The sequence below is a fragment of the Parabacteroides massiliensis genome, assembly GCF_900155425.1.
GTDB classification, from domain to species: domain Bacteria; phylum Bacteroidota; class Bacteroidia; order Bacteroidales; family Tannerellaceae; genus Parabacteroides; species Parabacteroides massiliensis.
In genome coordinates this window covers 988,202-1,001,861 of sequence record NZ_LT700189.1, presented here as the reverse complement: position 1 = coordinate 1,001,861, position 13,660 = coordinate 988,202, and the positions used below count along the sequence as shown (strand labels likewise).

The window sequence follows — 13,660 nt, the reverse complement described above, 5'->3', positions numbered from 1 at the left end:
TTAAAAAAAGAACGGAAATGAAAAGCTTGATTGCATTGGGTATGAGTATGTTGCTTTTATTGGCAGCCTGTTCTCGAAGTTTAGTCTTGAAGATTACCGAACAAGGTAGTTTTGCCGTTGGCGGCACGGTGATGACCGATTCGCTCGGACATACTTATCATGGTGACCATGCATACGTGTTTTACCAGAAGCCGGCCGACGCACGGAAATATCCCCTCGTTTTTGCCCACGGAGTAGGCCAATTTTCCAAAACCTGGGAGACGACGCCTGACGGGCGCGAAGGATTTCAAAATATCTTTTTGCACCGGGGATTCTCCACCTATCTTGTCGATCAGCCCCGGCGAGGCAATGCCGGAAGGGGGACGGAGACGGTTACCTTGTCGCCCGTTTTCGATGAGGAGGTGTGGTTCAACCGTTTTCGTCTCGGTGTGTGGCCTGATTATTTCGAAGGGGTGCAGTTCAGCCGTGACAAGGATGCGCTCGATCAGTATTTCCGCCAGATGACACCGAACGTCGGTTCCACGGATTTCGAAGTCTATTCCGATGCCTACGCTGCTTTGTTCGACAAGATAGGGCCGGCTGTCTTCGTCACGCATTCCCAGGGTGGCCCTGTCGGGTGGAGAACGCTGTTGAAGACGAGGAATATCAAAGGAATCGTGTCTTATGAGCCGGGTGGGGGAATTCCTTTTCCCGAAGGACAAGTTCCGGAAGAGGGAAAGATTCTGACGCTTTCCCGGAAAACGGAGGGGATCGAGGTTCCTATGTCTGACTTCATGGCCTACACTGAAATACCGATTATCGTGTATTACGGAGACAATCTGCCGGAAACGGACGAACGGCCGGAATTATACGAATGGACGCGACGCTTGCACCTGATGCGTAAATGGGCGCAAATGTTGAACGAATTGGGCGGTGACGTCACGGTTGTCCATCTGCCGGAAGCCGGATTGCATGGTAACACACATTTCCCCTTCTCGGATTTAAATAATCTCGAAGTGGCGGATTTGCTTTCTGCCTGGCTGCATGAGAAAAACCTGGACTGACGTTTTGGGGGGAGGAGGAAAGGGCTTATTGTCATTCTTTCAAAAAAGGCGTTGGTCCAAAATGAAACTACTACCGCATCTAATTTGATTTTCTACCCTGTTTAGTTCAAATTACCCCTAAGGGTAATATTTTTTAAGAAACAGCCTTTTGGATTATGCTTTTGTGAATCAGTTGTTTGTGGTAGGAATGGGCTTGGAGGGGGGATATTGTCGTTTTTTTGTAAATTTCAATGTGGAATATCCTTCCCTCTAAAGTTTCGTTCCTATTTATTTCTTACCTTTGCCGCTCGTTTTATAAAAGCAATACATTATATATAATATGATTTCAGTAGACGGACTAACAGTAGAGTTTGGCGGTAGCACATTGTTTTCGGACATATCTTTTGTCATTAATGAAAAAGACCGGATTGCCCTGATGGGAAAGAACGGGGCGGGTAAATCGACTTTGTTGAAGATTTTGGCAGGTGTGCGCGAACCGACTCGCGGAAAGGTGTCCGCACCGAAAGACACCGTTGTCGCGTATCTTCCGCAGCATTTGATGACGGAAGACGGCCGTACGGTGTTTGAAGAGACAGCCCAGGCTTTCGCCCATCTGCACGAGATGGAGGCGGAGATCGCTGCTCTCAACAAAGAATTGGAGACACGTACCGATTATGAATCGGACAGCTATATGGAACTGATCGAACGCGTGTCGACGTTGAGCGAGAAGTTCTATTCCATCGAGGAAATCAATTATGACGCCGATATCGAGAAGACTCTGTTAGGGCTTGGTTTCACCCGCGAAGACTTTGCCCGCCAGACAAGCGAGTTCAGCGGCGGTTGGCGCATGCGTATCGAATTGGCAAAACTGTTGTTGAAGAAACCGGATGTGCTTTTGCTGGACGAGCCGACCAACCACCTCGATATCGAGTCCATCCAGTGGTTGGAAGACTTCCTGATCGATAACGGGCAGGCAGTTGTGGTGATCAGCCACGACCGCGCGTTCGTGGACCATATCACGACCCGCACGATCGAAGTGACGATGGGGCGCATCTATGACTATAAAGTCAATTACAGCCAATACCTGCAACTGCGAAAGGAGCGCCGCGAACAGCAACAGAAGGCCTACGCCGAGCAGCAGAAGTTCATTGCCGAAACGAAGGACTTTATCGAACGTTTCAAAGGCACTTATTCCAAGACCTTGCAGGTGCAGAGCCGTGTGAAGATGCTTGAAAAGCTGGAAATACTGGAAGTCGATGAAGAAGACACTTCCGCTCTGCGCCTGAAGTTCCCGCCTTCGCCCCGTTCGGGTTCCTATCCGGTGACGATCGAGAATGTCTCGAAATCGTATGGCGACCACACTGTTTTCCGCAATGCCAACCTGACGATCGAGCGGGGTGACAAGATCGCTTTCGTCGGAAAGAACGGCGAAGGCAAATCCACGCTGGTGAAGTGTATCATGAAAGAAATCGAACATGACGGCACGCTGACGATCGGCCACAACGTGATGATCGGTTATTTCGCACAGAACCAGGCCTCCCTCTTGGATGAAAACCTGACGGTGTTCCAGACCATAGACGACGTCGCAAAAGGCGATATCCGCAACAAGATCAAAGATCTGTTGGGCGCTTTCATGTTCGGCGGCGAGAACTCGGCAAAAAAAGTAAAGGTGCTGTCCGGTGGCGAGCGTACCCGCCTGGCCATGATCAAGCTGTTGCTGGAACCCGTCAACCTGCTGATCCTCGACGAGCCGACGAACCATCTGGACATGAAAACGAAAGATATCCTGAAGCAAGCCTTGATGGACTTCGACGGGACGCTGATCGTCGTTTCGCATGACCGCGACTTCCTGGACGGCCTTGTCACCAAAGTCTATGAATTCGGCAACAAGAAGGTGACGGAGCATCTCGAAGGCATCTACGAATTCCTGCAACGCAAGAAAATGGAGAACCTGAACGAGTTGGAGCGGAAGAATTAAATCCGTATACCCAGCCCGAGCATCAGGTCGTAAGTGGAATAATCCACCCGCGGATAATACCGGTAGTTCGTCCGTCGTGAGAAATAGCGGTTTGTCAGGGTGATGTTCCACTTGTCCTTCAATAAATAAGCCAGTTTCATCGAGAAGATGGTCAGACGCGCGTTTCCGGCATCGCCCTGGATATTCAGGGTGCTCGGATCTGTCTGCGACCAGTCGATATCCCGGTCGTAGCCTTTCCAGGTGAAGATATGATAGTTTTCCATGTTGAGCAGGAAGGCCAGCCGTTTGTTGTAGATGACACCGGCTCCGGCTTTTGTGCTGTAGCCGCTTCCCAAATTGTAATCCCGTTCGCCGAGCAGCATATAGTCCGAGAGGCTGGCGCCTAAAGCAACGCCGTTTGCGTACAGCTCGGCATAAATATCCGTTTTGTCTCCCGCTGTGGCCTGCTTGTAATAAATAAGGCCGCCTCCTGCTGCTGCCGGAGCTGCGATACGGTAAGGAGGAACGGTCAGTTCGCTTCCGTTGCGGAGCTCTGAGTTATAGAAGTCGAAATGTTGGAATAGTCCGGCGGAAAGAGTACGCGGTCCTTTCGTCCAAACCGTTTTTCCCCATAAAGCCCCGACGGCGTTGACTTGGCTGACAACCGGCTGGGCGGAGAACAGATCCATCCCGAAGTTGAAGCGGAACCATTCGTAGGGCGAATAAAAATCATCGTTGATAGGATTCCCGTAGTCGATGCGGAAATTGATGTTCAGGCTGGTGGTCCCCCGTTTCGATCCTTCCTGCTCCGCCAGGAAGCGAGGGCCCATCGTGACGATGAAGTTGACGGGAACGGAAGAATAGGTTCGCCCTTTGGATGGACTGTGGCGCCAGGCTTCTCCTGAAATGATGCGGTTGAAGGCGCGGACCGGCGACAGGAGGCCCGCCAACACCTCGCGGCCCACACGTTCGGCTCCCGACGAACGGTTGTCGATGAACAGGTCGGACAGCCGGTAGGTGATTTCCCCCAATTCGATTCCGCCGAACGTGGTCGCCAGCATGTCGTTGATCGAAGGCGGTTCGTTCTCCATAAAGAATTCCCACATCAGGCTGCCGCCGGCCGCAAACGGGGCGGACTGCCAGAAGTTCATCCCGTTGCTGCGGGCTGTGTTGAAATAGAGCGAACCGTGGTAGGGATGGGAGAACAGGTTTGTCGTGAACTGGTCGGTGTCCCATACCGGCCCTTTTCTGAAATTGCTTTTGATCGTATGGCCGTTAATATAGGCCCAGTCTTCTTTTACGATGTACCGGTCGAAACTCCAGACGAGCATATTGATCCCGAATGTTTCGAGCGCCGCCTTCCAAGGGTGACGGGGCTGGAATAGAGTCGTGTCGCTTATATAATGGCGATGTGTAATTTGAGGTATATATTCTTGTCCCCGTATATAGGCGGGGAACGAAAACAGACAAACAAGTCCGGTCAATATAAATTTCTTCATTTTTCCCTTAATTAGATAGTCTTCAGTACTTTTTAGAATGCAAACTTATGCATAATTAACAACCGGATATTCGTTTGGTTTAAATTATTATCAGGTCATCTCGATAGAAAACCGCAACATTGCGAGGAAATACTTATTTTTGCAGAAAAAATCAAAATGATAGACTTCATTACGTTTTGCGATTATACCGGGACATTCGCTTTTGCGATTAGCGGCATCCGTTTGGCTTCGGCCAAACAATTTGATTGGTTCGGAGCCTATGTCGTCGGTGTGGTTACGGCGGTGGGAGGCGGTACGATCCGCGATATCCTGCTCAATGCCACCCCTTTCTGGATGGAACAGGCCTCTTATCTTATCATATCGGCACTGGCGCTGCTCTTCGTTATCATCTTCCGGAAATATGTGATCAGTTTGAACAATACTTTCTTCATTTTCGATGCCATCGGGCTGGGACTGTTCGGCGTGGTCGGCATCGAGAAGGCGCTCGCATTCGGTTTTCCGATGTGGGTGGCTGTTGTGATGGGGACGATTACGGGGGCTTTCGGCGGAATGATCCGCGATATCCTGATCAATGAGGTTCCGCTGATCTTCCGAAAAGATATTTATGCGCTGGCATGCGTGTTCGGAGGCATTATTTACTATGCATGCCTGCAGATGGGAATCGGGCCGTCGCTGACGCAACTTATCGCTGCCACCGGTATATTCGTTTCCCGGATTGTGGCGGTAAAATATCATATAAGCGTCCCGGTATTGAAAGGAGAAGAATAAAATTATTAACTTTGCGATCTATGACAGCAAATATGAACACCCAAAGTGAGAAGGCCTCGATCCTGCTTATCTATACCGGCGGAACGATCGGTATGATCGAAAACCCCGAAACAGGTGTGCTGGAATCGTTCAATTTCCAACATTTGAAGGATAATATGCCGGAGCTGAAAAAGCTTGGGTATGCGGTTTCGACCATCCAGTTCGATCCGGCTATGGATTCGTCGGAGATGGGACCGGAGTCATGGATGAAGATCGTGAAGATTATTGCCGACAATTACCACCTGTACGACGGCTTTGTCGTGCTTCACGGTACGGACACGATGTCTTTCACGGCATCCGCTTTGAGTTTTATGCTGGAGAATTTGAGTAAACCGGTCATCTTTACCGGTTCGCAATTGCCGATCGGCATGCTGCGGACCGACGGAAAAGAAAACCTGATCACCGCCATCGAGATCGCCGCCGCCAAGGAAAACGGTGTCCCGGTTGTGCCGGAGGTCTGTATCTTTTTCGAAAATGACTTGTTGAGAGGCAACCGTACGAGTAAGATCAATGCGGACAATTTCAATGCTTTCCGTTCATACAATTATCCGCCGCTGGCACATGCCGGCATCTATATAAAGTATGACAACGGGCAGATTTACCATCCCGTCTCGCGAAGGCCGTTGAAACCGCATTACCTTTTGGACCGGAATATCGCGGTGCTGAAGCTTTTCCCCGGGATTTCTCCCCAGGTAGTGGAAAGCATCCTCAACATACCGGGGCTGAAAGGAGTCGTGATGGAGACGTTCGGAAGCGGTAACGCACCGTGCTACGATTGGTTCCTGGCGATGCTGAAAGATGCAGTGAACCGTGGAATTGTGATTGTGAATGTAACCCAGTGTAGTGCCGGAAGCGTGGAAATGCACCGGTATGAGACAGGGCATAAATTGTTGGAAGCGGGGGTGATAAGCGGATTCGACAGCACGACCGAAAGTGCCGTCACCAAGCTCATGTTTCTTTTCGGACATGGCCTGACGCCGGAAGAGGTGAAAGACCACATGAACTGTTCGCTGATCGGGGAGGTGACGATCCCCGACACGTTTCGCCCGTAATTCCTGTTAAGGACTGAATTGGACATTAAAATGAAACTATCATTTCTGAGTTTAGCAAGTGGCAGCAGTGGAAACTGCTATTATCTGGGAACACCCGAATTCGGCGTGTTGATTGATGCAGGTATCGGTATTCGTACCATAAAGAAGGTGTTGAAGGATAAAGCGATCGATTTCTCCAAAATTGTTGCAGTCCTGATCACGCATGATCATGCCGATCATATCAAGACCGTAGGTTTTTTGGGAGAAAAACTCTGTATACCGGTTTATACGACGGAAGCCGTCCACCGAGGGATCAGCAAGAGCCGCTACGTGGAGGAAACGCTTGTCAATTCGCGTAAGGTGATCGAAAAGGAAGTGCCTTTTATGATCCGCGATTTCCGCATTACCGCTTTCGAAGTGCCGCATGACAGTACCGACAATGTTGGCTATTATATCGAATACGGCAACCATAAGTTCACGCTGGCAACGGATGTCGGTCATATAACCGAAACAGTAAGCAAATATATGAGCATGGCGAACCACCTGATCATAGAAGCCAACTATGACGAGGAGATGTTGCAGTTCGGTACGTATCCTGCTTTCCTGAAAGAACGCGTAGCCAGCCCGACCGGACATTTGAGTAACCGCGAAGCTGCCGAATTCCTCGCTACCCATTATGATCCCAAACTGAAAGATATCTGGTTGTGCCATTTGAGCCGTGACAATAATCATCCCGAACTTGCCTATAAGACTGTCGATTTCCGCCTGTTCCAAGAGGGAGTACGGGTAGGAAAGGATGTCTCCCTGCATGCGCTGAAGCGGACTACACCGTCTGAAGTTTTTGAATTCGAGTAAAATTTTCAGTAAAAAATTGCAGGAAAAGTTTGCAAAGAAAAATTAAACACCTATCTTTGCACCCGCAATCGAGAAACAACGATAGCTTATAAAATGACTTGGTAGCTCAGTTGGTAGAGCAAATGACTCTTAATCATTGGGTCGAGGGTTCGAGCCCCTCCCAGGTCACTTTACAAACAAAACCGACAAACATCGACTTGGTAGCTCAGTTGGTAGAGCAAATGACTCTTAATCATTGGGTCGAGGGTTCGAGCCCCTCCCAGGTCACAAAAGCAACAAGTTAATAAACAGCATTTTACAGTTGATTCTGTGAAGTGCTGTTTTTGTTTATATACCCTATTGTTAAGGAAAATTGGGATCAGTCCGAAAACCGGAATATTGACCCAAATACGAAGGGCAAAAATTATGCTGAAAATGATTCGCAAATATGCGAATATATAAGATTAAAATGCTATCTTTACGTCAAAGAAACAAATGAGATGGTAGTAACGTTTGATAAAGAGTATTTGAAAGAACTGTATGAGTTTGGAAAGGCGAATGATAAAAAGCATCGTTTTCAACTTGATATAGTACGTAGATATAAACGTTGTATAGATATAATGATCGGTGTCCCTGATATAACTTCACTTTGTAAATACAATGGACTGAGTTTTGAAAAATTATCAGGGGATAAAAAAGACTTTTGCTCTGTTAGTGTAAATAATCAATATCGTATTGAATTTACAATCGCAGAGGTGCAAGGTGAAGTAATGACTACCATTTGTAATATAATTGAATTGTCTAACCATTATAAATAAATAGAAAGTTATGATTAAAATAGATGGCGTAGACCCTAAAATGATAGCTAATAACTTGATTCCTTTTGAACCGACACATCCGGGAGAAGTGTTAAAAGATGAAATTGAATTTAGGGGTATTTCTCAAAAGAAACTTGCTAAAGAGATGGGGGTGTCTTATACCGTATTAAATGAAATTCTGAATGCAAAGCGTTCATTAAATACAGAGTATGCTATGCTCATAGAAGCCGCGTTAGATTTAGATGCGGAACCTTTGCTTAATATGCAAACATCTTACAATTTACAAATGGCAAAAAAAGACAACAGGTTTATGGAGAAAATTAATAAGGTGCGTAAGATTGCAGCGTTATTATGATTGATGTTAGAGAATTAAGAATAGGTAATTATGTATATCTGGGCTCACCCGATATTTATTGGGGGGTACGCATAAACAGCCGGAAGCAACTTGTCGGTGATATTGGAATGTAAACCCGTCGTGGAGGCAAACTAATCCGTTTCATGCCACAAACTAAGTCAAAGCACCCGAAGAACTAAATGGGAACATATAGTAAAGTATTTATTGGTAGTACTACTTATTGCCCGTATGTAGTACTACATATGGACGGTTGGTAGTAACTACGTATTCGCGATAGGTAGTACTACATATAAATAGTCTGTGGTATGTTTTGAATTAGTTTACTATGAGCTTTGAATTAGTTTCCGGCGTGTTCCGTATCAGTTGCTTTATGCGAACGGGGAGGCTCCGGACGAACTACCGGCTACATCGGTCATATCCTCTCCGGAGGTAACAACAGAAAGAGGGGGTAGCGAAAATTTCTGCTGGTCCGGAAAAGGATAGAGAAAGAGAAGCTTGTGCCGATAGTCAGGAACCGCTTTTTACAAGATAAAATCAGTAACAATGGTTATGTAATCCGTAATTGGGGTAAAGGAGAAGTCAGCGTTATCTTTTACTTTTGTTGCCAGAATGTTGTAAATGATAGATGGATATTCATTGTTTGACTCGGTAAGTTAAATGTTTGCGTTTATGGATAAGATAATCAATTGGGATCGTGCGAACCTGTATCGCAAATTGTGTGGCCTTGAAACGCTGAGTCCGCTGGTCAGTATGGTTGATTTGGACAATAGGCGGCCGGATGAATATCGGCATAAAACAACAGATGAGTGATTTTTTGGACGATGAAAGAAAAAACGTTGGATATTAAGACCGTATGCGAATGCAATCGGTGTTTGGGGTGCGAGACGTTGCATCCGCAGGTAAGTATTATCAATCTGGAGAATCCGAATTTGGAACAGGATGCTGTAAGGTTCGAATTTTATGCTATCCTGTTGATTGAAGACTGTGAAAACGAATGCGATTGTTGCGGGCGCAAATATTACGATTATTCTAATGCAACGATGGTGTTTCTTACTCCCGGCGAGGTTTTCGGTATGAGCGAAAACAATACGCTTCCCGACAAAGGCTATCTTTTGGCATTCCATCCCGATTTGTTGTTCCGCACCTCGTTGAAAAACCATATCGAGAATTATACGTTCTTTTCCTACCGTAAGGAAGAGGCATTGCATCTTTCGCAACGGGAAACGGCGAAAGTGACCTGTTGTCTCGAAAATATCGAAGACGAACTCCATCATGCCATCGACGCCCATAGCAGTACCATCCTGTCCCGCCATATCGAGTTGTTGCTGGATTACTGTACGCGCTATTACGAGCGACAGTTCATTACCCGTGAAAACAAAAACAAGGCGATTCTGGAGAAGATGGATAAGATTCTCGACGAATATATCGCCTCCGGTAAGTTGCAGGACGGCCAACTGCCCACCGATGCCTATTGCGCAGGAATTCTGAACTTGTCTGTCGCTTATTTCAATGATCTGTTGATCTTTGAAACGGGCAAGACGCTTACCGAATATTTCCAACTTAAACGATTGTATATCGCCAAGAATCTCTTGCTGAAAACGGACAGTGCGCCTTCCGCTATTGCTTGCCGGCTGGGCTATCCGAGCGTGCAATATTTCAGTTTGATATTTAAAAAGATAACCGGTCTCGCTCCAAATGAATACCGGTGCTCGCAGAACTAATAACTGATGCTTGCAGAGCTAAAAACGAAGGTGTGTCAAAATATACTTGTCCACGCGCTTGACGCGGAGCCGCAAAAGAACAGGCCTTATCAATCAGATATTTATACGGTCAGTTTTCATGCGATCCCGCGTCAAGCGCGGGAACAAGATAGTTTTGACACACCTTCGTGACAGATAATAATGATATCACAAAGGGATTTTGTCTATCCTGCGCTGATGCCGGCCACCTTCGAAGGCGGTGTTCAGGAAGGCTTCGAGCGTGCGGGTAGCTTCCTCTTGACTGATAAATCTGCCGGGCATTACAAGAATGTTGGCATCGTTGTGTTCGCGTGCGAGACGAGCTATCTCTTCCTGCCAGCACAGGGCGGCCCGTATTCCTTGATGTTTATTGAGTGTCATGGCAATTCCGTTGCCGGATCCGCAAATGGCTATTCCGGGATATACTTCGCCGGCTTCTACAGCTTGGGCAAGCGGATGGGCGTAGTCGGGATAGTCGCAACTTGCTGTCGAATTGGTTCCGAAATCCTTATAGGCTAATCCTTTCGAGTCGAGTATTTGTTTTACGAATTCTTTCAGTTCGTATCCAGCGTGGTCACTGCATAAACCTAATGTTTTCATCTTTATCTGTTAGAGGAGTTTGGAGATTTATGATTTATAATTTATGATTTACTAACTCTTCATAAATCATAAATTATAAATCATAAATCAGAAAATTAGTTCAATAATTCTTTTACCTGATTGTATACGTTCTGTCCCGTGAAACCGAGCTTTTCGTCCAAAACCTTGTATGGAGCGGAGAAACCGAATGATTCGAGTCCCCAAACCTTGCCGTTGGCCCCGACCAGTCCTTCCAGGTTGACCGGCAGGCCGGCTGTAAGCCCGAATACCTTGCTTCCTGTCGGAATGACGGATTCCTGGTATTCTTTGCTTTGGCTGCGGAATAAACCTTCAGACGGGACAGATACGATGCGGATCTTGATTCCGTCGGCACGAAGCAATGCTGCCCCTTCTTCCAATGTGGAGACTTCCGAACCGGAAGCAACCATGATTACATCCGGGTTTTCGTCACTTTCTACGATATAAGCACCCTTTTCGGCCTGCAAAGCCTCGTCGTAACGGTTCCCTTTTGCGGGCAGGTCCGTGATGTTCTGACGGGAAAGGATCAAAGCTGTCGGAGTGGCTGTGTTTTCCATTGCCATCTTCCAGGCGATTGTCGTCTCGGTCACGTCTGCCGGGCGAAGTACCAACATGGAGTTGTGTCCCTTGTGGTTCTTCAGTTTTTCCATCAGGCGGATCTGTGCTTCCTGCTCGACCGGTTCGTGTGTCGGTCCGTCTTCACCTACGCGGAAGGCATCATGAGACCAGACGAACTTAACCGGTTGTTCCATCAGGGCAGCCATTCGGATAGCCGGTTTCATGTAGTCGGAGAATACGAAGAACGTGCCGCAAGCCACGATTACACCTCCGTGGAGCGACATACCGATACATATGCAGGCCATCGTCAGTTCGGCTACACCGGCCTGAAGGAATGCTCCGCTGAAATCGCCTTTCACGAATGCATGTGTTTTCTTCAGGAAGCCATCTGTCTTGTCTGAGTTGGAAAGGTCGGCTGAAGAAACGATCATGTTTTCCACCTGGGTTGCCAGCACGCCTAAGACGGTTGCCGAAGCGGCGCGGGTCGCCAGGTTCGGTTTCTGTTCGATAGCCTTCCAGTCGATGACAGGCGCTTTGCCTGAAAACCACAGTTCCATCTTGGCTGCCAGTTCCGAATTGGCTTTCGCCCATTCTGCTTTGGCTGCATAGCGTTCCGCAACGATTGCCTCCAGTTCTTTGGCACGTTTGGCATACAGTTCTGCAACTTCGGGAAATATCTGGAACGGATCGTCCGGGTTTCCGCCTAAGTTCAAGATGGTGTCTGCCATGGAGACGCCGGCTGCCGAAAGGGGTTGTCCGTGTGTGGACACCTTGTTCTCGTAGCTGCTCTTGTCTGCACCCACGGCGCCTTTACCCATGATCGTGTTACCGATGATCAGGGTAGGACGGGATGTTTCGGCTTTCGCTTCTGTCAATGCCCGGCGTATTTCCGTCACGTCGTTTCCGTTGATCGTGATGACTTTCCAACCCCATGCTTCGTATTTCATGGCTACATTTTCTGTAGTCACTTCGTCTACGGTCGTGGAAAGCTGGATGTTGTTGGCATCGTAGAACATGATCAGGTTGTCCAGTCCCAGCGTACCGGCGATACGTCCGGCTCCTTGGGAAATTTCTTCCTGGATGCCACCGTCGGAAATATATGTGTATATCGTCTGATTCATAACGTCACCCAGGCGTGCTTTCAGGAACTTGGCTGCGATAGCGGCACCTACGGCGTAAGTGTGGCCTTGTCCCAGCGGGCCGGATGTGTTTTCTATACCACGCATCACGTTGACTTCGGGATGGCCCGGAGTCACGCTACCCCACTGGCGGAACTCTTTCAGTTCGTCGATCGTGAATTTACCTGTGAGGGCGAGTACTGAATAAAGCATCGGAGACATGTGTCCCGGGTCTTGGAAGTAGCGGTCTCTGCCTTCCCATGTAGGATTTTTTGGATCATACACGAGGAACTCTGAAAACAGAACGTTCACAAAGTCTGCACCACCCATTGCACCACCGGGGTGACCGGATTTTGCTTTTTCTACCATTGACGCAGCCAGAATACGGATGTTATCCGCTGCTTTGTTCATTAAATTAATATCGTTCATTGTGATGAATTATTTTTATTTTTTTGCAAAGATATACAATCTCTTCGTAATGACCATCCTATCCTTGAAACAATTCATTTTCGGTAAAGTTGCCTGATCCCCGATATTTCTCATAGAGAGCAAGATACGGCGGATGATTTTCGTGGTCCGGCCGATACTGAAACCCTTTCCTATAAGGAGAAATAGAATCCTTGTTCCAGCAGATGGTCGTATTTTTCTTTGTTGAACATATAATAGAAAGCCCCTCTTTTGGAACTTTTTTTGTCTTTCTCATCCAACTTCTCCAGAATGTCCATTGCATTCAGTTTTTTACGGAAGTTGCGTTTGTCCAGTTGGGTCTGGTAGATGGCTTCATACAGGTTTTGTAGTTGTGGTAACGTGAATTTTTCGGGAAGCAGATTGAATCCGACCGGGCGGGTAGCTGCTTTTTTGCGCAGGCGGGCCAATGTGTCGGTGATCATTTGGTTATGGTCGAAAATAAGTTGCGGGATTTCGCTGATTTTGATCCAGACCGCCTTGTGTTCCTCCAGTGTCTCGGCACTGAAGTCGTTCATATTGACGAGTGAATAGTATGCTACGGAGATGACCCGTTCTCCGAGGTCGCGGGTAACATCTCCGTAAGCACCTACCTGTTCCATAAAAAGATTATCGATGCCGGTACAATCGGTCAGCACGCGTGATGCGGCTTCCTCGATACTTTCACCCGCTTTGATAAAACCGCCCATCAGCGACCATTGCCCCATCATAGGTTCAAATTTACGTTTATAGAGTAATACATTGAGCTCTTTTTGGTCGAATCCGAGTATGATGCAATCTACGGCAACGTAAAATTTGGTTTCATTCTGATAAAAAGCGGTTGTCATGATTTTTATGGA

13 protein-coding genes and 2 tRNA genes are annotated in these 13,660 nt (G+C 47.5%); 11 read left to right on the top strand and 4 right to left on the bottom strand.

The window, feature by feature from the left end:
- Positions 1-17 precede the first annotated feature (17 nt).
- Together BQ9893_RS04270 and BQ9893_RS04265 are read left to right on the top strand one after the other, a co-directional pair.
- Positions 18-1,043, top strand: a complete 1,026-nt coding sequence (locus tag BQ9893_RS04270) for an alpha/beta hydrolase (protein ID WP_075964882.1) — start codon at positions 18-20, stop codon at positions 1,041-1,043.
- 319 nt (positions 1,044-1,362) lie between these two features.
- Positions 1,363-3,000, top strand: coding sequence for an ABC-F family ATP-binding cassette domain-containing protein (locus BQ9893_RS04265; RefSeq protein ID WP_075964881.1), 1,638 nt, complete (start codon positions 1,363-1,365; stop codon positions 2,998-3,000).
- Here the strand turns inward: BQ9893_RS04265 and BQ9893_RS04260 are convergent.
- Positions 2,997-4,478, bottom strand: coding sequence for a DUF3943 domain-containing protein (locus BQ9893_RS04260; RefSeq protein ID WP_075964880.1), 1,482 nt, complete (start codon positions 4,476-4,478; stop codon positions 2,997-2,999). The genes BQ9893_RS04265 and BQ9893_RS04260 overlap by 4 nt on opposite strands.
- Positions 4,479-4,634: 156 nt before the next feature.
- On the opposite strand from BQ9893_RS04260, the gene BQ9893_RS04255 reads away from it, so the two are divergent.
- From BQ9893_RS04255 to BQ9893_RS04225, 9 genes are all read left to right on the top strand, one after another.
- The gene (locus tag BQ9893_RS04255; RefSeq protein WP_075964879.1) at positions 4,635-5,246 is read left to right on the top strand and encodes a trimeric intracellular cation channel family protein; all 612 of its coding nucleotides are present in this window, start codon (positions 4,635-4,637) and stop codon (positions 5,244-5,246) included.
- A 20-nt stretch (positions 5,247-5,266) separates the two neighbouring features.
- On the top strand, positions 5,267-6,337 hold the full coding sequence (locus tag BQ9893_RS21190; protein WP_087880658.1) for an asparaginase: 1,071 nt from the start codon (positions 5,267-5,269) through the stop codon (positions 6,335-6,337).
- A 30-nt stretch (positions 6,338-6,367) separates the two neighbouring features.
- The gene (locus tag BQ9893_RS21185) at positions 6,368-7,171 is read left to right on the top strand and encodes an MBL fold metallo-hydrolase (RefSeq protein ID WP_087880657.1); all 804 of its coding nucleotides are present in this window, start codon (positions 6,368-6,370) and stop codon (positions 7,169-7,171) included.
- 95 nt (positions 7,172-7,266) lie between these two features.
- A tRNA-Lys gene (locus BQ9893_RS04245) sits at positions 7,267-7,339 on the top strand.
- A gap of 26 nt (positions 7,340-7,365) precedes the next feature.
- A tRNA-Lys gene (locus BQ9893_RS04240) sits at positions 7,366-7,438 on the top strand.
- Positions 7,439-7,650: 212 nt separating this feature from the next.
- Positions 7,651-7,968 (top strand): type II toxin-antitoxin system RelE/ParE family toxin, encoded by a 318-nt coding sequence (locus tag BQ9893_RS04235; RefSeq protein WP_075965404.1) that lies wholly within the window; start codon positions 7,651-7,653, stop codon positions 7,966-7,968.
- A gap of 10 nt (positions 7,969-7,978) precedes the next feature.
- On the top strand, positions 7,979-8,323 hold the full coding sequence (locus BQ9893_RS04230; protein ID WP_075964878.1) for a HigA family addiction module antitoxin: 345 nt from the start codon (positions 7,979-7,981) through the stop codon (positions 8,321-8,323).
- Between the two features lie 669 nt (positions 8,324-8,992).
- Positions 8,993-9,133, top strand: a complete 141-nt coding sequence (locus tag BQ9893_RS21595) for a hypothetical protein (protein ID WP_167369842.1) — start codon at positions 8,993-8,995, stop codon at positions 9,131-9,133.
- Between the two features lie 11 nt (positions 9,134-9,144).
- Positions 9,145-10,044, top strand: coding sequence for a helix-turn-helix domain-containing protein (locus BQ9893_RS04225; RefSeq protein ID WP_075964877.1), 900 nt, complete (start codon positions 9,145-9,147; stop codon positions 10,042-10,044).
- A gap of 186 nt (positions 10,045-10,230) precedes the next feature.
- Here BQ9893_RS04225 and rpiB read toward each other — a convergent pair whose 3' ends face one another.
- The 3 genes from rpiB to BQ9893_RS04205 all read right to left on the bottom strand — a co-directional run bounded on the left by rpiB (position 10,231) and on the right by BQ9893_RS04205 (position 13,648).
- Positions 10,231-10,662, bottom strand: a complete 432-nt coding sequence (gene rpiB / locus BQ9893_RS04220; RefSeq protein ID WP_075964876.1) for a ribose 5-phosphate isomerase B — start codon at positions 10,660-10,662, stop codon at positions 10,231-10,233.
- 95 nt (positions 10,663-10,757) lie between these two features.
- Positions 10,758-12,785 carry a transketolase family protein gene (locus BQ9893_RS04215; RefSeq protein WP_075964875.1) on the bottom strand — a complete coding sequence of 676 codons (2,028 nt, stop codon included), beginning with the start codon at positions 12,783-12,785 and terminating at the stop codon, positions 10,758-10,760.
- Between the two features lie 170 nt (positions 12,786-12,955).
- Positions 12,956-13,648 carry an NUDIX hydrolase gene (locus BQ9893_RS04205; protein ID WP_075964873.1) on the bottom strand — a complete coding sequence of 231 codons (693 nt, stop codon included), beginning with the start codon at positions 13,646-13,648 and terminating at the stop codon, positions 12,956-12,958.
- Positions 13,649-13,660 lie beyond the last annotated feature (12 nt).

What these genes read in the sequence shown, in the direction of transcription:
- BQ9893_RS04270 (WP_075964882.1), top strand. Translation starts at nt 18, where the DNA reads ATGAAAAGCTTGATTGCATTGGGTATGAGTATGTTGCTTTTATTGGCA.
- BQ9893_RS04265 (WP_075964881.1), top strand. Translation starts at nt 1,363, where the DNA reads ATGATTTCAGTAGACGGACTAACAGTAGAGTTTGGCGGTAGCACATTG.
- BQ9893_RS04260 (WP_075964880.1), bottom strand. Translation starts at nt 4,478, where the DNA reads ATGAAGAAATTTATATTGACCGGACTTGTTTGTCTGTTTTCGTTCCCC.
- BQ9893_RS04255 (WP_075964879.1), top strand. Translation starts at nt 4,635, where the DNA reads ATGATAGACTTCATTACGTTTTGCGATTATACCGGGACATTCGCTTTT.
- BQ9893_RS21190 (WP_087880658.1), top strand. Translation starts at nt 5,267, where the DNA reads ATGACAGCAAATATGAACACCCAAAGTGAGAAGGCCTCGATCCTGCTT.
- BQ9893_RS21185 (WP_087880657.1), top strand. Translation starts at nt 6,368, where the DNA reads ATGAAACTATCATTTCTGAGTTTAGCAAGTGGCAGCAGTGGAAACTGC.
- BQ9893_RS04235 (WP_075965404.1), top strand. Translation starts at nt 7,651, where the DNA reads ATGGTAGTAACGTTTGATAAAGAGTATTTGAAAGAACTGTATGAGTTT.
- BQ9893_RS04230 (WP_075964878.1), top strand. Translation starts at nt 7,979, where the DNA reads ATGATTAAAATAGATGGCGTAGACCCTAAAATGATAGCTAATAACTTG.
- BQ9893_RS21595 (WP_167369842.1), top strand. Translation starts at nt 8,993, where the DNA reads ATGGATAAGATAATCAATTGGGATCGTGCGAACCTGTATCGCAAATTG.
- BQ9893_RS04225 (WP_075964877.1), top strand. Translation starts at nt 9,145, where the DNA reads ATGAAAGAAAAAACGTTGGATATTAAGACCGTATGCGAATGCAATCGG.
- rpiB (WP_075964876.1), bottom strand. Translation starts at nt 10,662, where the DNA reads ATGAAAACATTAGGTTTATGCAGTGACCACGCTGGATACGAACTGAAA.
- BQ9893_RS04215 (WP_075964875.1), bottom strand. Translation starts at nt 12,785, where the DNA reads ATGAACGATATTAATTTAATGAACAAAGCAGCGGATAACATCCGTATT.
- BQ9893_RS04205 (WP_075964873.1), bottom strand. Translation starts at nt 13,648, where the DNA reads ATGACAACCGCTTTTTATCAGAATGAAACCAAATTTTACGTTGCCGTA.